Origin of the sequence: Microbacterium sp. M3 (genome assembly GCF_033548675.1) — a bacterium.
GTDB classification, from domain to species: Bacteria; Actinomycetota; Actinomycetes; order Actinomycetales; family Microbacteriaceae; genus Microbacterium; species Microbacterium arthrosphaerae.
In genome coordinates this window covers 1,143,123-1,161,063 of record NZ_JAWTZT010000001.1, presented here as the reverse complement: position 1 = coordinate 1,161,063, position 17,941 = coordinate 1,143,123, and the positions used below count along the sequence as shown (strand labels likewise).

General features: G+C 73.6%; 15 protein-coding genes. 8 read left to right on the top strand and 7 right to left on the bottom strand.

The genetic code is table 11. The features are described from left to right. Window positions 1-11: 11 nt before the first annotated feature. Together R8Z57_RS05190 and cofG are read right to left on the bottom strand one after the other, a co-directional pair. Window positions 12-1,532, bottom strand: a complete 1,521-nt coding sequence (locus tag R8Z57_RS05190; protein WP_318352675.1) for an NAD(P)/FAD-dependent oxidoreductase — start codon at window positions 1,530-1,532, stop codon at window positions 12-14. Between the two features lie 136 nt (window positions 1,533-1,668). After that, window positions 1,669-4,179, bottom strand: coding sequence for a 7,8-didemethyl-8-hydroxy-5-deazariboflavin synthase CofG (gene cofG / locus R8Z57_RS05185; RefSeq protein WP_318352674.1), 2,511 nt, complete (start codon window positions 4,177-4,179; stop codon window positions 1,669-1,671). A 103-nt stretch (window positions 4,180-4,282) separates the two neighbouring features. Here cofG and R8Z57_RS05180 point away from each other — a divergent pair, with 103 nt between their 5' ends. Further along, complete coding sequence (locus R8Z57_RS05180) at window positions 4,283-4,747, top strand: hypothetical protein (protein ID WP_318352673.1); 465 nt, start codon at window positions 4,283-4,285, stop codon at window positions 4,745-4,747. A gap of 89 nt (window positions 4,748-4,836) precedes the next feature. On the opposite strand, the gene R8Z57_RS05175 is transcribed toward R8Z57_RS05180, so the two are convergent. Next, entirely contained in the window at window positions 4,837-5,655 is an 819-nt protein-coding gene (locus R8Z57_RS05175; protein ID WP_318352672.1) for an ABC transporter permease, read from the bottom strand. Beyond that, window positions 5,652-7,757: an ATP-binding cassette domain-containing protein gene (locus R8Z57_RS05170; protein ID WP_318352671.1), complete on the bottom strand. Its 2,106-nt coding sequence runs from the start codon at window positions 7,755-7,757 to the stop codon at window positions 5,652-5,654. The genes R8Z57_RS05175 and R8Z57_RS05170 overlap by 4 nt, the downstream gene beginning before the upstream one ends. Window positions 7,758-7,906: 149 nt before the next feature. Between R8Z57_RS05170 and R8Z57_RS05165 the strand changes: the two genes are divergently transcribed. From R8Z57_RS05165 to R8Z57_RS05150, 4 genes are all read left to right on the top strand, one after another. Beyond that, on the top strand, window positions 7,907-8,980 hold the full coding sequence (locus tag R8Z57_RS05165) for an enoyl-CoA hydratase/isomerase family protein (protein WP_318352670.1): 1,074 nt from the start codon (window positions 7,907-7,909) through the stop codon (window positions 8,978-8,980). Window positions 8,981-9,005: 25 nt separating this feature from the next. Continuing rightward, window positions 9,006-9,851, top strand: coding sequence for an LssY C-terminal domain-containing protein (locus tag R8Z57_RS05160; RefSeq protein ID WP_318352669.1), 846 nt, complete (start codon window positions 9,006-9,008; stop codon window positions 9,849-9,851). Between the two features lie 230 nt (window positions 9,852-10,081). After that, entirely contained in the window at window positions 10,082-10,519 is a 438-nt protein-coding gene (locus R8Z57_RS05155) for a hypothetical protein (protein WP_318352668.1), read from the top strand. A 140-nt stretch (window positions 10,520-10,659) separates the two neighbouring features. Then, on the top strand, window positions 10,660-11,601 hold the full coding sequence (locus R8Z57_RS05150; RefSeq protein ID WP_318352667.1) for a DnaJ domain-containing protein: 942 nt from the start codon (window positions 10,660-10,662) through the stop codon (window positions 11,599-11,601). A gap of 224 nt (window positions 11,602-11,825) precedes the next feature. Here the strand turns inward: R8Z57_RS05150 and R8Z57_RS05145 are convergent, their stop codons facing one another. After that, the gene (locus R8Z57_RS05145) at window positions 11,826-12,503 is read right to left on the bottom strand and encodes a FadR/GntR family transcriptional regulator (RefSeq protein ID WP_318352666.1); all 678 of its coding nucleotides are present in this window, start codon (window positions 12,501-12,503) and stop codon (window positions 11,826-11,828) included. Between the two features lie 74 nt (window positions 12,504-12,577). Here R8Z57_RS05145 and R8Z57_RS05140 point away from each other — a divergent pair, with 74 nt between their 5' ends. After that, window positions 12,578-13,426, top strand: a complete 849-nt coding sequence (locus tag R8Z57_RS05140) for an amidohydrolase family protein (RefSeq protein WP_318352665.1) — start codon at window positions 12,578-12,580, stop codon at window positions 13,424-13,426. A gap of 472 nt (window positions 13,427-13,898) precedes the next feature. On the opposite strand, the gene R8Z57_RS05135 is transcribed toward R8Z57_RS05140, so the two are convergent. Then, on the bottom strand, window positions 13,899-14,657 hold the full coding sequence (locus R8Z57_RS05135; protein ID WP_318352664.1) for an SDR family oxidoreductase: 759 nt from the start codon (window positions 14,655-14,657) through the stop codon (window positions 13,899-13,901). After that, complete coding sequence (locus R8Z57_RS05130) at window positions 14,654-15,514, bottom strand: fumarylacetoacetate hydrolase family protein (protein ID WP_318352663.1); 861 nt, start codon at window positions 15,512-15,514, stop codon at window positions 14,654-14,656. Before R8Z57_RS05130 ends, R8Z57_RS05135 begins: the two co-directional genes overlap by 4 nt. A 136-nt stretch (window positions 15,515-15,650) precedes the next feature. Here R8Z57_RS05130 and R8Z57_RS05125 point away from each other — a divergent pair, with 136 nt between their 5' ends. Together R8Z57_RS05125 and R8Z57_RS05120 are read left to right on the top strand one after the other, a co-directional pair. Then, a complete protein-coding gene (locus R8Z57_RS05125) occupies window positions 15,651-16,946 on the top strand; it encodes an L-fuconate dehydratase (RefSeq protein WP_318352662.1) in 1,296 nt (431 codons plus the stop codon). A 4-nt stretch (window positions 16,947-16,950) separates the two neighbouring features. Further along, window positions 16,951-17,931, top strand: coding sequence for an aldo/keto reductase (locus tag R8Z57_RS05120; protein ID WP_318352732.1), 981 nt, complete (start codon window positions 16,951-16,953; stop codon window positions 17,929-17,931). The last annotated feature ends 10 nt before the right edge of the window (window positions 17,932-17,941 follow it).

The following is a 17,941-nucleotide window of genomic DNA, read 5'->3' as shown; positions in this document are numbered from 1 at the left end:
CGGTCTTCCTCTCAGTGGGCAAGGGGAGCGGGTGCGGGCAGGAACTCCGAGCCGTCCGCGCGGGCGAGCCGGTCGCGGAAGGCGTCGACGGTTCCCGGCCAGAGCAGCGTGAGCCGGCCCGAGCGGTCGTCGACGTACCAGTTGCGGCATCCGCCGGTGATCCAGCGGGTGGATGCCGCGGCCCGCGCGATCTCGTCGGTGTAGGCGCGCTCGGCGTCGGGGTCGACGCGCAGCACGCGTCCCGCGCGGGTGTCGAGCACGCGGGCGACGTACGCCGCCTGCTCCTCGATCATCAGGACGGACGAGGAGTGGCCGAGCGACGCGTTGGGCCCGTTGAGCACGAACAGGTTCGGGAATCCCGCCACGACGGTCGAGGCGAACGCCGTCATGCCGCCGGACCAGTGCTCGGCCAGCGTCCGACCGCGCTCGCCGGCGACGAGCTCGGCATAGGGCTGGCGGGTCGACGCGAACCCGGTGGCGAGCACCAGGGCGTCGACCTCGTGGCGCGAGCCGTCCGCCGCCACGAGGGTGGAGCCCTCGACCGCGGTGAGGGCCTCGGGGACGAGGGTGACGGCGTCGGAGGCGACGGCGGGGTAGAACTCGTCCGACAGCAGCACCCGCTTGCACCCGAACGCGTAGTCCGGGGTCAGCGCGGCGCGCAGGGCGGGGTCGCGCACCTGGCGCTCCAGGTGTGCGCGCGCCACTGCCTCGGCCTCGGCCGCGGCGGCGGAATCGCCCGCGCGCGAGGCGAACCGCGCCTCGCCCTCGGCGTACAGGTCGGCGCGCAGCGACTCCAGCGCCTGCGGTGTCGTGGCGAAGCGGGCGCGCTCGGCGTCGGAGTAGTCGTCGCCGCCGCGCGGCACGATCCACGCGGGCGTGCGCTGAAGGAGCGTCACGTGCGCCGCCGTGCGGGCGAGCGCCGGCACGATCTGGATCGCGCTCGCCCCCGTGCCCACCACGCCGACGCGCGCGCCGGCGAGGTCTGCCGAGTGGTCCCAGCGGGCCGAGTGGAACAGCGGCCCCGGAAAGGTCTCGAGCCCGGCGATGCGGGGGATCGACGGCTCGGTGAGGCGTCCGCACGCCAGCACGAGCGCGTCGGCGAGGATGACTTCCCCGGCCGGTGCGGCGTCGGTGTCGGAGCCCTCCGGGGTCTCCGGCCACGAGACCGCCGTGCCGAGGTGGATGCGCCAGACCTCGTGCTCGGCATCCCACTCCGCCCGCTGCATCGCGGTCCGCAGCCGGACGCGATCGCGGATGCCCTCGGCGTCGACGACGTGATCGAGGTACGCGTGGATCTCGGCGCCCCGCGCGTACGTGCCCGACCACGAGGGGTTCGGGTGGGCGGCGAATCCGTACAGGTGCGAGGGCACGTCGCACGCCACGCCCGGGTACGTGTTGTCGCGCCAGGTGCCGCCGACGGATGCCGCGCGCTCCAGCACGACGAAGTCGTCGCGGCCCGCGCGGCGCAGCGCCGACGCCATGCCGATCCCCGCGATCCCGGCGCCGACGATCGCGACCTCGACGCGCGTCACCCCGCCACCCCCGCCCCGGTCGCTGTCGGCCCGGTCGTTGAGCGAGCGCAGCGAGTCGAAACGCCCTCCGGGCCGGTCACTGTCCCGGTCGTTGAGTGAGCGGAGCGAGTCGAAACGCCCGCGACCCCGGGGCCCGTCACCGGGTCACCTGCCCGTACGTCGTCGTGCGCCGCCGGAACGGGCGGAACAGCCGCGCCGCCAGGGCTGCGGCATCCGTCACCGGCAGTTCGAGACCGTGCTCGATGCCCGCCGCGGGCTTCACGCGCCCGTCGAGGAGCGTGCCGCCGAGGTCGTCGCCGCCCGACTGCAGCAGGACGACGGATGCCTCGCGCCCGACGCGCGTCCACGGGATCTGCACGTGCGGGATGCTGCCCGACAGCAGCAGCCGCGACACCGCCACCATCGCGCGGTGCTCGTCCAGCGGCTCGCGCCCGGCGACGAGGGGGACGCCGCCCGCCGGACCCGGGAGGGGGATCGGCACGAACTCGGTGAATCCGCCGGTCTCGGACTGGATCGCGCGGAGCCGCCGCAGGTGCGCGATGCGCTCGGCGGCCGTCTCGACGTGCCCGTAGAAGAGGACGCTGGTCGACCGGAGTCCGGCGCGGTGGGCCGCGGTGATGCCCTCGACCCAGCGGTCGATCTCGAGGTCGGCCGGGGCGACGAGCGCGCGCACGCGCTCGTTCAGCACCTTCACGCCGGTGCCGGGCACGGTGTCGACGCCGGCGTCCCGCAGCGCTGTGAGGGCGCCGTCGAGTCCGAGTCCGGTGCGGTCGGCGAGGTCGCGCACGTCCTGGGGCCGGTACGCGTGGAGATGGATGCCGGGGGCCGCGGCCCTGACGCCGCGGGCGATGTCGAGGTAGCCCGAGGGGTCTTCGCTCGTCGGCAGCAGCCCCTGCACGCAGAGCTCGGTGGCGCCGAGCTCCCACGCGTCGGCGGCGATCGCGCCGACGTCGTCGAGCGTGAACGTCGCGGGGTCTGCGGTGTCCGGTGCCGTGCGGAGACCGGACGACGTGAGGTTGCGGTTCACGACGAGCGTGACCGCCTCGCCGACCGTGTACCGCCGCACGTCGTCGGCCGTCGCCGCGAGCACGTCGAGGTCGTCGCCGGTCGCCTCGAGCAGCGCGACCCACTGGGTGTCGTCCAGTGCGAGCGGATCGGCGGCAGCGGCCTCGGCGAGCCGCCGGACGCCCGTGAGCCGTGCGTGGGGCGCGGCGCGTTTCGTGTCGCTTCGCTCGCTCAACGACCGAGGGCCAGGGTCGGCGTGATCGCTCGACGATCGGGGGTCGACCTCCTCCCGGTCGTTGAGCGAGGGAGCGGAGCGACCGAGACGAAACGCGTCCTGCTCCGGAGAGACCTCTCCCGCGACGTGCGGCCTGGCGGCCAGGCCTGTCTCGGGATCGGCGAGCGCGGCCACCGGGCCCCGCAGGGCCGGGTCGATCCACGTGCCGGCGTCGAGAACGAACTCGGGCTGGGCGGTGAGGCGCTCGCGCAGCTCGAAGCCGAGGTCGGCGGTCATGCGCGCGAGGTCGTCGAGGTGCGGCCACGGCCGCTCGGGGTTCACGTGGTCGGCGGTGAGCGGCGACACGCCGCCCCAGTCGTTGGCCCCGGCGCGCACCAGCAGGCCGAACTCGGCGGGATCCGACAGGTTCGGCGGCACCTGGATCCGCATGCGCGGACCCATCACGAGCCGTGCCACCGCGACGGCGGCGACGTACTCGAGCAGCTCGGCGTCGGGGGCGCCCTGCATCGCGGTGCGGGGCTTCGCGCGGAAGTTCTGCACGATGACCTCCTGCACGTGCCCCTGCGGCCCCGCCGCGCCGTCGACCTGGTGGCGCTCGTGGGCGTCGCGGATGGCCACGAGCGACTCGGCGCGGTCGTGCAGCGTCTCGCCGATGCCGACCAGGATGCCGGTGGTGAAGGGCACGCGCTCGCGCCCGGCCGCATCGATGACCTCCAGCCGCACGGCGGGGTCCTTGTCGGGCGAGCCGAAGTGCACCTGCCCGGGCTCTTCGAACAGCCGGCGCGAGGTGGTCTCGAGCATCATGCCCATCGACGGCGCGACGGGCCGCAGGGTCCGCAGCTCGTCGGCGCTCATGACGCCCGGGTTCGCGTGCGCGAGCAGTCCGGTCTCGGCCGTCACGAGCCGCGCGATGTGCGCGACGTAGTCGATGGTCGAGGCGAAGCCGTGCTCGTCGAGCCACGCGCGCGCCTCGGGCCACCGCTCCTCGGGGCGATCCCCGAGGGTGAGCAGCACCTCTTTGCACCCCATCGCCTGACCCTGGCGCACGACGGCGAGCACCTGCTCCGGCGACATGTACGCCGGCTTGTGCTTCTTCAGCAGCTGGCCCGGGGTGTCGACGAAGACGCAGTAGTGGCAGCGGTCGCGGCAGAGGGTGGTGAGCGGGACGAACACCTTGCGGGAGTACGTGATCACACCCGGGCGACCGGATGCCGCGAGCCCGGCATCCCGCACGGCACCGGCGAGAGCGAGCAGGCGCTCGAACCGCTCGCCGGTCGCGGCGAGCAGCGCCGCGGCGTCGGCGACGTCGAGCCGCTCCCCGGTCGCGGCGCGCGCGAGCGCCGCGTCGACGGCGGCGGGCGAAGCGACTGCGGGAGGCGTGGTGACGGAGGGGGACACGACGGTCACCGATCCAGTCTTGCACCGCCCGCGGTCCGCCGGGCCGAGGATCGTTGCCCTCCCGTAAGCAAATGAGCGTGGTTCGCGCGCGAGCCGCTGGCAGACTAGTCGCATGGTGACCCTGCTGCTCGACTCGACGCAGCTCGAGGTCGTGCTGTCGGTGTCGGAGCGGGCGCTGTCATTCCGCAAGGGGAATGTGGTCATCGAGCGCTCCACGATCACCAAGGTGCAGCTCACCGATGACGCATGGACCTGGCTGCGCGGCGTGCCGAGTCCCGGCACCCACGTCCGCGGTGTCATCGCGATGGGCACCTGGCGTTCTGCCGGCGGCGACGATTTCGCCGTGATCCGCCGGCGCCGGCCGAGCGTGGTCATCGACCTCGAGGGCCACCCGGAGTATCAGCGCCTCATCCTGACCACCCGTCACGGTCTGGCGCTCGTGCAGGCGCTGCGCGTGGAGGTCGCCGAGGAGCCGGCCGACGTCGCCGAGATCGCGGCCGAGACCGGCACCACCCCGGTCGTACCTGAGAAGGCGCCGCGCAAGAAGAAGGCGCCCACGCCGGCGCCCGCCGTCTGACCCCGCGCCCGACGCGGCTCCCGCTGCCTGACCCGGAGCACCAGCTCGTCGCGCGCCGCGAGCCGGCCCATCGCGAGCGCGAGCCGGCCTCAGCTGACGTCGCGGCGCCAGCTCACCACGTGCCCGAGGACGACGAAGAACACGGCGTATCCGAGCAGCACGAGGCCGCCCACCCACCACTCCTGCGGCTCGCCGGCGCCCTGCGGCATGGCGGCCGACAGCACGCTGGCGCCGACGAGCGTGTCGCTCGCCGCGCCCGGCAGGTACTGCGTGACGTCCGACAGGCCGTCCACGAAGGCCGCGGCGGTGCGTCCGGTCGGCTCCACGAACTGCGTGAAGACGAGCACGCCGACGACGGCGCCGACCTGGTTGCGCACGAGCGCGCCGACCCCGACGCCGATGAGGGTCCACAGGGCATAGGCCAGCAGCATCCGTCCCACCATCGCCCAGGTCTCGGGCGACGTGAACGCGGTGTCGAGGCCGAAGCCGGCGAGGAACGCCGCCGACGTGCCGACGGCCGCCACGACGCCGACGATGCCGAGGATCACGCCGATGAGGACTCCGACCGCCAGCTTGGCGACCAGCACCCGCCCGCGGCGCGGCGTCGCGAGGAAGGTCGGGGTGAGCGTCTTGTGGCGGAACTCGGCCGTCACCATCAGCGTGCCGACGAGGAGCGGGAAGACGTAGGCGACGCTCGTGCCGGTGCTGTACAGCACCGCGGCAAGACCGTCCTCGGGGAGTGCCGGAGCGCTGCCGGGCAGCGCGCCGGTCGCGGCCGCCGCGAAGATGAAGCCCAGCACCGCCGCGGTGAACGCGACGTACGCGAAGAGCACGAGAGCGAGGATCCACCAGATGCTCGTCGAGAACAGCTTCGTGGTCTCGGCGCGGGTCGCCGCCGTGAGGCTCATCGCTCGCCCCCTTCGTGGTCGCCGGGTGCCGACGCGTGGCCGTGGTCGGGGGAGGTGACGGATGCCGCTGCCTCGGGCGGGTCGGATGCCTCAGCCGCCTGTGAAGCGGATGCCTCCGACCCGGGTGACGCCGGTGCCTCAGCCTCCTGTGAAGCGGATGCCTCCGCCCCGGGTGATGCCGGTGCCTCAGGCGCGGTCGGGCTCGTGTCGTGTTCCGGGTCGGCGTCGGGTCGGGGTTCGGGTTCGGGTCCGGATTCAGGGTCGGGTGCAGGGTCGGGCTCGGCATCGCCACTGCTGTCGAAGGCCGCGAAGAACGCGTCGGCTTCGAGATCGGCATCCGTCTTGGAGTAGTGCTCCCACGGACGGTCGTCGTCCTCCGGGGGCTCGAGGGTCGACAGCTCCTCGTCGACGGCGGCGATCGCCTCGACGTCGGGATCGGCGTCCTCGGGCGCCCACGGGTCGGGCTGCGGCTCGGCATCGGGCGCGGCGTCGCCGCCGGCTGAGGTGTCGGCGTCTGCGTCGGGCGCTGCTTCGGCCTCGGCGTCGGCTTGAGGCGCTGCGTCGGCCGACGCATCGGAGGGCTTCGGGGCGGCGGCGGGAACGATGTCGATCACCCCCGTGCCGGCCACGACGTAGGCCGCGGCTGGCGCGGCGGTGAGCGGACGCTCGGACGTGTCCCGGGCTTCGTCGCCGGGAGTCCGCTCGAGCACGAACTCGGGCTCCACGGTCTCGTCCGCGCCGACCTCGTCGCTGGCGGCGCCGCGTACCCCCGTCGCCCCCGCCTCGTCCGCGTGGTCGGCGCGCCCGGCTGCCCACGCCTCGGCCGCGGCGCCGAGGGATGCCGCCGCTCCGGGCGCGCCCGCGGCGCCCGCGTCGAGCGCGGCCGCGGTCAGCGCCGCCTCTGCGCCCTCGTCCGTCCGCTCCCGCTCCGGGTCGGGGTCCGGCTCCGGCTCCGACCCCGACTCCGGCTCGGGCTCGTGGTCGGGATCGGCCTCCGGCCCCGGCTCGACTTCGGCGGTCGGCACTTCCGTGCGTGCGCCGTCCCCGGCGACAGCCCCCGCACCGCCATTCACCCTCGCTCCCGCGTCGGCCGCGGCATCCGTCCCCGCGTCGGCTGCGGCATCCGTCCCCGCGGCGGCTGCGGCATCCGTCCCCGCGGCGGCCGCGGCATCCGCTCCCGCGACGACACCGGCGGCACTGGCGTGCACGCGCGTGCCGTTGACGAGCTCGAGGAAGACCTCCTCGAGAGCCGGCCCGCGACGGTGCAGCGAGGACAGCGCCACGCCCGCACCCGCGGCGATCGCGCCGAGCGCGACAGGGTCGGTGCCGCGCACCGTCAGGCCCGAGCGCAGCACCTCGAACCGCACGTCCGCCGCCTGCAGGGCGGCCATGAGCGCGGCGCGATCGGGGGCGTCGACCACCGACGCGTACTCCGAGGTGTCGGCGAGCTCGTCGATCGAGCCCTGGAACACCAGGCGGCCGCGCGAGATGATCAGCAGCGCGTCGACCGTCTGCTGCACCTCGGCCAGCAGGTGCGACGACACCAGCACCGTCCGACCTTCGGCGGCCAGCTCGCGGAGGAATCCGCGCATCCAGCGGATGCCCTCGGGGTCGAGTCCGTTCGCGGGCTCGTCGAGCACCAGCACGCCGGGGTCGCCCAGAAGGGCGTAGGCGACGCCCAGGCGCTGACGCATGCCGAGCGAGTAGCCGCCGACCTTGCGGCCCGCGGCATCCGTCAGCCCCACCAGCTCCAGCACCTCGTCGACGCGCGATCGCGGGATCCGCGCGGCCTGGGCGTAGATCGTGAGGTGAGCGGCGCCGGTGCGACCGGGATGGAAGCTGGATGCCTCGAGCACCGCGCCGACGGTCTGCAGCGGGTTCGCGAGGTCGGTATAGCGGCGGCCGCCGATCGTCGCATGCCCCTCGGTGGCGCGCACGAGGCCGAGGAGGATCCGGAGTGTGGTGGTCTTGCCCGCGCCGTTGGGTCCGAGGAATCCGGTCACCCGGCCCGGCTCGACCCGGGCGCTCAGCCCGGAGACCGCGGGGACCGCGCCGAAGCGCTTGGTGACACCTGAGAACTCCAGCAACTGGCCTTCGGGCATGCCGAACCCTCTCGTGGTCGTGGGCGAGCACCTCGCGGGGCTATGGACGGGGCCGCCTCATTGCGGACTCAAAGCAGAACTGGGTCCCATCCTGGCGGAAATCGGGTTCCGGCGTGGGAGAAGTTGGCACGGCCGGTAACGTTGCGCCCGTGACCGACCTCGCCGAACCCGCTGCCGAGCCGACCGTCCTCGTGAGCACGAGCGGGGGCCTCGGGCGGCTGACGCTCAACCGGCCGCGCGCCATCAACGCGCTGAACCTCAGCATGGTGCAGCGCATGCACGAGACGCTCGACGCGTGGGAGCACGACAGCGAGGTCGACATCGTCCTGCTCGACGGTGCCGGCGACCGGGGGCTCTGCGCCGGTGGCGACGTGCGCGGCCTCGCGGAGCAGGTCACGAGCGGCCGGGCCGACGATGCGGCCGTGTTCTTCCGGGAGGAGTACGCGCTCAACGCGCGCATCGCCGAGTACCCGAAGCCGTTCGTGGCCTTCGCCGACGGCATCACGATGGGCGGCGGGATCGGTGTCGCCGGCCACGCCGCCATCCGCATCGTGACCGAGCGCTCGAAGCTCGCGATGCCCGAGACCCGCATCGGGTTCACCCCCGACGTCGGCGGCACGTGGCTGCTCGCCCATGCGCCCGGCCGCCTCGGCGAGTACCTGGGGCTGACGGGGGCGGTGATGGATGCCGCGGACGCGATCTACGCCGGCTTCGCCGACCACTTCGTGCCCCACGAGAACCTCGACGCCCTGCACGACGCGTTCGAGACGCGTGCCGATCCGTCCAGCCCCACCGAGCTGGTGCTGCTGTTCGACGAGACTCCGGAGCGTTCCACGCTCGAGGACGCCCGCCCCTGGATCGACGACGCGTTCGCCGCCGACACCGTGCCCGAGATCGTGGAGCGCCTGCGCGCACGGCCCGAGGCCGAGGCATCCGTGACCGCCGACCTGCTCGGCGAGCTCTCGCCCACCGGCCTGGCCGTCACCCTCGCGGCGGTGCGCCGCGCGCGCGAGCTGCCGGGCCTGCGCGACGCCCTCGACCAGGAGTACGGGCTCGTGATGTGGTTCGCCACCACCCAGCCCGACCTCGCGGAGGGGATCCGCGCGCAGGTGATCGACAAGGACCGGTCCCCGCGCTGGCAGCCCGCGACCCTGGCCGATCTGCCGCCCGATGTGGCGGCATCCGCTCTCGCCCATCGTCCCGACGTCCCGCTCTGGGGCTGAGGCACCTCACCGGCGAAGGGCGATCGTGGCGACGGGGCGGCGCAGCTACTCGATCGGGATCGCGGTCGACTGGTTCTTCTTCGTCTTCGCCGGCGCCGCGGCCATCTGGCTCGCCTACCTCAGCCTCACCGAGACGTTCAAGGTCGGATGGTGGGGGATCCCGTTCTTCCTCGGGTTCTGGGTGCTGCTGGCCTACCTCGTGCTGCCGCGGCTGCACCGCATCCTCACCACGATCTACGTGCCGGAGTACTTCATCGGCCGCACGCGCACGAGCGACGGGCTGCTCGGCGATCCGGTGAACCTCGCGTTCCTCGGCGAGGGTGAGCAGATCCGTGCCGCGCTCGAGGCTGCCGGGTGGACGCGCGCGGATGCCGTCACCCTCGGCTCGTCGTGGCGGATCATCACGTCCACCCTCACGCGGCGCAGCTACGACGAGGCGCCGGTGAGCCCGCTGTTCCTGTTCGGACGCCAGCAGGACTTCGCGTACCAGCAGGAGGTCGACGGCAATCCGGCGCAGCGGCACCACGTGCGGTTCTGGCGTTGCCCCGACGGCTGGCTGCTGCCCGGCGGGCGGCGGGTCGACTGGCTCGCGGCCGGCACGTTCGACACGAGCGTGGGCCTGTCGCTGTTCACGCTGCAGGTCACCCACCGCATCGACGCCGACACCGACGTCGAGCGCGACCACATCGTCAAGACGCTGACGGATGCCGAACCCCGCGTCGTCGTGGACGTCATCGCCGATTTCGCCACCGGCTATCACGCGCGCAACGGCGGGGGCGACAGCATCCGTACCGACGGCGACCTGCCGATCGTGGACGTGCGCGCCGTCGCGGTGCGCGCGACGAACGGGGACGCGGAGGTGGTCGCGTGAACGGCCCGGGGCCGGGTTCGGGTTCGGGGGCGGGCGTGGAGCCGGGGTCCGCGGCGGCGGGGGCGGGTGCCGGGGCTCCGGAGGCGGGGTCCGGGGCTCGGGGGCCGGCGGGGCCGACGGGGCCGACGGGGCCGTCGGGGCCGGGGCCGTCGGGGCCGGCGGCGCCGCAGAAGCGCCCGGCGTTCGAGCCGCCGTCGCGGCTCCTGCGGCCCACCGGATACGACCCGCACATGCCCCGCCCGGCGACGACCGTGGTCGGTGCGGTGCTGGTCCTGCTGCGGGTGATCGCGGGGGTGCTGGTGCTCGCCGCCATCGCGCTGGGGTGGGACGCGCTGCTCGCCGACCCCGACTCGGTGCTCGAGGGGTTCGAGCCGACGCCCGAGGGCTCTCGGGCGGCGCTCGGCGTGGTGCTCATCGCGGGCGGAGTGGTGCTTCTGGTCGACCTGCTGCTCGCGGTGTTCGTGTTTCTCGGGCGCAACTGGGCGCGGGTGATCGTCATGCTCATCGCGGTCGGGTCGATCAGCACGTCGTTCGTCGCGTGGTGGGCGCAGGGCCAGGAGATCAACATCAACACCACCTACGTCTCGCTGAGCCTCGACATCCTGCTGCTCCTCGCCCTGTCAAGCCGCACCGCCGCCGCCTATGCGCGACGCGATCAGCGCCGCTGACCCGTTCCTCCTTCTGCTCGCCTGTCGCGAGTTGTCGGGTGCGACGGCAGTTCGTGACAGGCGAGCATCAGGGGTGGTGTCGTAACCTGAGGTCCGCCGCACACCGCGGCACGCAGCATCCGTCATCCGGGAGAGGGTCCGTGTTCGACAGTCCGCTCTCGGCGTCGGCCTACGAGGTGCTCGCCGTCGACCCCGGCATCGACGAAGACGGGTTGCGCAAGGCGTATCGCCTCCGTCTGCGGCAGACGCATCCCGACACCGGCGGCGACGCGGCCGTCTTCATCCAGGTGCAGCGCGCCTGGGAGCTGGTCGGCACGCCCGACGCCCGCGCCGCCTACGACCGGGGTCACGGTTTCGGCGACGCCGCCGCGCCCGACTTTTCGGCCGGCGCCGGCCCGGGATGGCGCCCGCCCGCCGCCCGCACCGACACGCGCCCCCGCGCGCGTTCGTTCGGACACCCGGGCGGCTGGCGCCGGGAGCGCTACCTCACGCTCATCCGCGAATGGGCCGGCCGCGGCGTCACCCTCGACGACCCGTACGATCCCGCGCTCGTGCGCTCGGCGCCCCTGGCGCTGCGGAGGCTGCTGGCCGACGCGCTCGCCGAAGAGGCGACGGCCCGCATCGTCGCCGACCTGGGGATGGGCTACACGGTCTGGCACGACGTCGCCGCGAGCGGGCGGGGCGCCGATCCCGATGCCAAGATCGACCACATCGTGCTGGGGCCGAGCGGCCTGTACGGCATCCTGTCGGAGGATTTCGGCGGCCCGGCGCGCATCCGCCGCGGCGAGTTCGTCGGCGACGGAGTGCCGGGTGCGCCGATCGCGGAGCTGCTCGCGGGCATGCGGGTGATCGCGCGTGCCGCGGGCGTGCGGTTCAGCGGCGCGATCGTGGTGCTGCCCGACGAGGACGTCGCCGAGCCGATCGACGAGCTCGGCCGAGTGCGGGGCCTGCGGGTCGCGGTCGTCTCGCGCAGCGCGCTGGCCACCGTGCTGCGTCGCGGCATCACCGGAGCCCGCGACATCGGCGGCAACGAGGTCTTCGACGTCCGCACCCGCTTGCAGCAGACCGTCCGCTTCGCCTAGCCTCGGCGCCCGCCTGCGGCCCTGGGTGCGCACCCGCACCCCACCCCACCCGCCGAGATACTGCGATCTCGGCGAGCCGGCACGTCGTCGGCGCCGACAACGGGGTTGTTCGCCGAGAACGCGCGATGTCGACGGATGCCGCGACCCCGGGCAGCGACGGGCAAGGGCGGGATGCCGCGACCCGCGGCCGAACCGGGCAGCCCGCGCCCGGGACTCCAGCCGGCTCAGGCGTCGCGGGCCTGGCGCAGCCAGCGCTCGATTCCGGCGATGTGCACCTGGGCCGTCGCGGTGGCCAGCTCGACGTCGCCGTCGGCGATCGCGTCGAGGATCGCGCGGTGCTCGTCGAGGGTGCGCTCCACGGCGCCGGCCTGCGTGAGGCCGCGCCACACCCGCGCCCGCACGGTCTGGCTGGTGAGGCTCTCCAGCAGGCTCGCGAGATAGTCGTTCCCGGCGAGCCGCGCGATCGCGCCGTGGAACCGCACGTCGTGCTCGACCAGGGCCTCGATGTCGGTGTCGGGAGCGACGGCGCCGATCTCGGCATCCAACTCCGCCACGGCGTCGTCGCCCGCCCGCTGCGCCGCGAGGCCCGTCGCGTGGGATTCGAGCAGGCGGCGCACCGCGAAGATCTCCAGCAGCGAGTCGTCGTCGTGCAGGTCGACGACGAATGAGATCGCCTCGAGAAGGAGCTTCGGCTCGAGGCTCGTGACATACGTGCCGTCGCCGCGGCGCACATCGAGCACGCGGATCACCTCGAGCGCCTTCACCGCTTCGCGCATCGAGCTGCGCGACAGGCCGAGACGCTCGGCGAGGTCCTTCTCGGGCGGCAGGCGCGAGCCGGGTGCCAGCTCGCCGCTGACGATCATGTCTTTGATCTTCGAGATCGCTTCGTCGGTGACGGCCACGCGCCCATCATAGACATCCGATGTCAGGGAGATCGGATGCCGCGTCCCACGCGCGCTCGCGGCACAATGGTGGCATGCGAGTCGTGGACGGACACCTCCATCTCTGGGACCCCGATGTCCTGACCTATGAATGGCTGGAGGGGCGGCTGCTCCGATCTTTCGGGCCCGACGACCTCGACCTCGCGCTGCAGGACGCTCCGGAGGCGGACTGCGGCTTCGTCTTCGTGCAGGCCGACTGCGCGCCCGACCAGTCGATCGCCGAGGCGGACTGGGTCGCCTCCCTCGCGTCGCGGGTTCCCGTGCGGGGCATCGTGGCGCATGCGCCGATGGAGGACCCCGCGGCGACCGAGGCGCATCTCGCGGCGTTCGCCGAGCGGCCGCTCGTGGTCGGCGTGCGGCGGCTGCTGCAGTCCGAGCCGGAGGGGTTCTGTCTGCGTCCGGGTTTCCTCCGGTCGGCACAGGCCCTGGCGGCGGCCGGACTCAGCTTCGACGCGTGCGTGCGCTGGGAGCAGCTGCCCGACGTGGTCGCGCTCGCCGACGCCCTGCCCGATCTCGGGATCGTGCTCGATCACCTCGGCAAGCCCGAGGTCGGCACGCCGGAGGTCGCCGACCCCGCTGACGGCACGCCGTGGGCCGAGTCGCTGCGCGACCTCGCCCGGCGACCGAACGTCGTGTGCAAGGTCTCGGGCCTGCCTGCTGAGTCGCCGGGGGAGTGGACCGACGCGCAGCTGCGGCCGTTCCTCGACGTGGCCCTGGACGCCTTCGGGCCAGAGCGGCTGCTCTTCGGGAGCGACTGGCCCGTCTCGGTGCCCTTCGGACGGTGGCTGGCCACGGTGTCGGACTGGCTCGCGGATCGCGTCGGCGAGCACCACCAGCGCGCCGTGCTCGCCGAGAACGCCGAGGCCGTCTACCGCCTGCGCTGAGCCGCCGGGCGTCGGCTGAGTTCGCGCGCTGGTCCCCGGCCTCACGCAGGCGAACCGGGCTTGCGCAGGACCGGTTGCGGCGTGGCTCTCCTGTGGAAGCGCTGTTGGCCTGTCGAGCGGATGCCGGCGGCCCGGCGCGCCAGCGAGTGCACGGGTTGCGGCATCCGTCCCCCTCACCGGGGTTCCGCAGGTGATCGGCGTTTATGCAGGTGCTGGGGCGGCGCGGCGGTCCTGTGGAAGCCCGGTTGTCCTGTGGAGGGGGTGGGGTGGATGCCGGTGGCCGGGCGGGTGCGCGGGTTGCGGCATCCGCCCCCCTGGCGGGCTTGCGCAGGTGATCAGGGCCTGTGCAGGTGCCAGGGCGGTGCGGCGGTCCTGTGGGAGCCCGGTTGGCCTGTCGAGGGGGTGGATGCCGGCGGCCGGGGCGTTTCGTCTCGTCGCTGCGCTCCTCGCCCACCGACCGGGGCCGGCCGGGTCAGGTGCCGACGGGGCGGAGGCGCAGTGCGGCCATGCCGCCGTCCACCTCGATGAAGGTGCCGGTGGTCGAGCCGGACTGCGGGCTCACGAGGTACAGCACGGCGCCCGCGACCTCCGCCGCCGACACGAGCCGGCCGTGCGGCTGGCGCGCCTCGAGCGCAGCGCGCTCGGCGGCGGGGTCGTCGGCGCTCGCCAGCAGCCGGCCGATCCATGGCGTGTCGGCCGTGCCGGGATTGACGGCGTTGACGCGGATACCCTCGCGCAGGTGGTCGGCGGCCATGGCGCGGGTGAGCGAGAGCACGGCGCCCTTGGAGGCGCTGTAGAGCGCGCGCTGCGGCAGCCCCGCGGTCGCCGCGATCGACGACGTGTTGCAGACGGCCGCGGCGGGCGAGTTCCGCAACCACGGCAGGGCGGCCGCGGTCACGCGGGCGATCCCGGTGACGTTGATCGACAGCACGCGCGCCCACTCGTCGTCGTCGTTCGCTGCGATGTCGCCCTGGGCGCCGATGCCGGCGTTGTTGACGACGATGTCGATGCGTCCGAAGCGCTCCGCGACCGCGGCGATCGCCGCGTCGACGGCGGACCGGTCCGACACGTCGGCGCCGAAGGCCGCGAAGCGCGGGTCGGCGCCCGAGACCTCGCGGTCGAGCACCGCGACCTGGGCGCCCTCGTCGGCGAGCGCCGTCGCGATCGCCGCCCCGATGCCCGACGCACCGCCCGTCACGACCGCGACGAGTCCGGCCAGCTGCCCGCTCATCGCCCGGCCTCCCACGCGACGAACTCCTGGCGCTGGCGGCCCAGTCCCTCGATCTCGATCTCCACCACGTCGCCCGGGGCGAGGTAGGGGAACCGGCCCGACAGGGCCACGCCCTGCGGGGTGCCGGTGAGCACGAGGTCGCCGGGCTCGAGCGTGAGGAACTGCGACAGGTGCCACACGATGTGGTCGACGGGGAAGATCATGTCGGCCGTCGAGGAGTCCTGGCGGGGCTCGCCGTTCACCCGGCTCTGCAGGCGCAGCGCCTGCGGGTCGACCTCGTCGGGCGTCACGAGCCAGGGCCCCGTCGGGTTGAAGCCGGGGGCGCACTTGCCCTTCGACCACTGCCCGCCCGACACCTCGAGCTGGAAGGTGCGCTCGGAGAGATCGTTCGCGGTCACGAACCCGGCGATGTGCGCCGCGGCGTCGGCCGGCGAGTCGAGGTACGACGCGCGGCGCCCGATGACGATGCCGAGCTCGACCTCCCAGTCCGTCTTCTCGCTGCCGCGCGGGATCGTCACCGTGTCGTCGGGCCCGACCACGGTGTTCGGCGTCTTCATGAACATGACCGGCACGCTCGGCGGCGTGGCCCCCGATTCGGCGGCGTGCGCGGCGTAGTTCATGCCGATGCAGACCACGGCGCTCGGCCGGGCGATCGGCGCGCCGATGCGCAGGGCATCGGCGCCCTCCAGCTCGGACAGCTGCCCGGCGGCGATGGCCGCCCGGGTGCGCCCGACGGGGTCGTCGGCGAGGAAGGCGCCGTCGACATCGGATGTGACGGGGCGCAGATCGAGGTGGCGGTCGCCGTCGAGGACGACGGGGATCTCGCTTCCGGACTCGCCGAGGCGCGCGAACTTCATTGCTCTCCTAGATCGTCGTGCGGGACGCCCCGCGGGGCCGACGCGCTCCGTCGGCTTGATTGACAGTATAGACATCGGATGTTTACACTGCGAGCGGTTCGAACCCCCGAGCCGGCAACCCGCAGGAGAACGCCCAGTGAGCCGCATCGTCGCCTTCGAGACGACAGACATCCGATTCCCCACCTCGCTGAGCCTCGACGGCTCCGACGCGATGAACCCCGATCCCGACTATTCGGCCGCGTACCTGCGGATCGTGACGGATGCCGCGGACGGCGTCGACGGTCACGGCTTCGTGTTCACGATCGGCCGGGGCAACGACGTGCAGGTCGCCGCGCTCGACGCGCTCGCCGGGCATCTCGTGGGCCGCGAGCTGGAACCTCTCCTCGACGATATGGGGCGCACGAACCGGGCGCTGATCGGCGACTCGCAGCTGCGCTGGCTCGGACCCGAGAAGGGCGTCATGCACATGGCGATCGGCGCGGTCGTCAACGCGCTGTGGGACATCAAGGCCAAGCGCGCCGGCCTGCCGCTGTGGCAGCTGCTCTCGCGCATGACCCCGGACGAGATCGTCGCCCTCGTCGACTTCCGCTACCTCACCAACGCGATCACACCCGACGAGGCGCTGCAGATCCTCCGCGACGCCGAGCCCGGCCGGGCCGCGCGCGAGCAGGAGCTGCTGACCACCGGCTACCCGGCGTACACGACGAGCCCCGGCTGGCTCGGCTACTCCGACGAGAAGCTCGCCCGGCTGTGCCGCGAGGCGATCGCCGACGGCTTCGGCCAGATCAAGCTGAAGGTCGGCGCCGACCTCGAGGACGACATCCGTCGCCTCCGCGTCGCCCGCGAGGTGTGCGGGCCCGACTTCCCGATCGCGATCGACGCCAACCAGCGCTGGGAGGTGTCGGAGGCGATCGAGTGGGTGAACGCGCTCGCGCCGTTCGGGCTGGCGTGGATCGAGGAGCCCACGAGCCCCGACGACGTGCTCGGCCACGCCGAGATCGCCCGGGGCGTCGCCCCGGTGCGGGTCGCCACCGGCGAGCACGCGCAGAACCGCGTGATCTTCAAGCAGCTGCTCCAGGCCGACGCGCTGTCGGTCATGCAGATCGACGCGGCGCGCGTGGGCGGCGTCAACGAGAACATCGCCAACCTGCTGCTGGCCGCCAAGTCCGGGGTGCCGGTGTGCCCTCACGCGGGCGGGGTGGGCCTGTGCGAAGCCGTGCAGCACCTGTCGATGTTCGACTTCGTGGCCGTCAGCGGCACGCGCGAAGGCCGCATGATCGAGTACGTGGACCACCTGCACGAGCACTTCGTCGTGCCGACCGACGTGCGCGGCGGCGTGTACGCCGCGCCGCTCGCACCGGGCGCCGGCATGGAGATGAAGGCCGAGAGCCGCGCGGCCTACGAGTGGGAGGGCACCCGTGTCGGCGTCTGAGCGGATGCCGCATCCCGCGCCGGCGGTCCGCCCCGAGCTGCCCGCCCTCACGCGGCTCGGCTACGGCGCCGCGAATCTCGGCAACCTCTTCCGCGAGATCTCGGACGAGCAGGCCTGGGCGATCCTCGACGCCGCCTGGGAGAGCGGCATCCGCTACTACGACACCGCCCCGCACTACGGGCTGGGGCTGTCGGAACGCCGCCTGGGCGCGTTCCTGCGCACGAAGCCGCGCGACGAGTACGTCGTCTCGACCAAGGCAGGGCGGCTGCTGCGTCCCAACCCGGACGACGACGGCGGGCTCGACCTCGCGGCCGACTTCCATGTGCGCACGTCGCTGCGGCGCGAGTGGGACTTCTCGGCGGAGGGCATCCGCGCGAGCCTCCACGAGTCGCTCGAGCGGCTCGGACTCGACCGCGTCGACGTCCTCTACCTGCACGACCCCGAGCGCCACGATCTCGCCCTCGCGCTGCGCGAGGGCTTCCCCGCGCTCGAGCAGCTCCGCGCCGAGGGGGCGGTCGACGCTATCGGGATCGGCGCGATGACCGCCGAGGCGCTCGCCGCCGCGGTGAAGGGCGCCGACCTCGACCTCATCATGATCGCCGGGCGCTACACCCTGCTCGAGCAGCCGGCCGCCGACGAGGTGCTGCCGGCGTGCCACGCGCGCGGCACCGGCGTGGTCGCGGCATCCGTCTTCAATTCCGGGCTGCTGGCGAAGGACGAGCCGTCGCGAGACGACCGGTACGAGTACGGACGGATGCCGGAACCGCTGTGGGAGCGGCTGCAGCGACTCGTCGCGGTGTGCCGTGCGCACGACGTGCCGCTCCCCGCGGCCGCGGTGCAGTTCGCCCTGCGCGACCCCGCCGTGCGCTCGGTGGTCGTGGGCGGCAGCCGGCCGGAGCAGCTGCGCCGCAACGCGGAGCTCATGGCGCTCGATCTTCCCGCCGGGCTGTGGGACGACCTGGCCGCCGACGGACTCATCCGCTGACGAAGGGAAC

Coding starts and splice junctions, on each gene's coding strand:
- R8Z57_RS05170 (WP_318352671.1), bottom strand. CDS start 7,757: ATGCCCGAAGGCCAGTTGCTGGAGTTCTCAGGTGTCACCAAGCGCTTC.
- R8Z57_RS05175 (WP_318352672.1), bottom strand. CDS start 5,655: ATGAGCCTCACGGCGGCGACCCGCGCCGAGACCACGAAGCTGTTCTCG.
- R8Z57_RS05135 (WP_318352664.1), bottom strand. CDS start 14,657: ATGAGCGGGCAGCTGGCCGGACTCGTCGCGGTCGTGACGGGCGGTGCG.
- R8Z57_RS05130 (WP_318352663.1), bottom strand. CDS start 15,514: ATGAAGTTCGCGCGCCTCGGCGAGTCCGGAAGCGAGATCCCCGTCGTC.
- R8Z57_RS05180 (WP_318352673.1), top strand. CDS start 4,283: ATGGTGACCCTGCTGCTCGACTCGACGCAGCTCGAGGTCGTGCTGTCG.
- R8Z57_RS05120 (WP_318352732.1), top strand. CDS start 16,951: ATGCCGCATCCCGCGCCGGCGGTCCGCCCCGAGCTGCCCGCCCTCACG.
- R8Z57_RS05155 (WP_318352668.1), top strand. CDS start 10,082: ATGCCCCGCCCGGCGACGACCGTGGTCGGTGCGGTGCTGGTCCTGCTG.
- R8Z57_RS05140 (WP_318352665.1), top strand. CDS start 12,578: ATGCGAGTCGTGGACGGACACCTCCATCTCTGGGACCCCGATGTCCTG.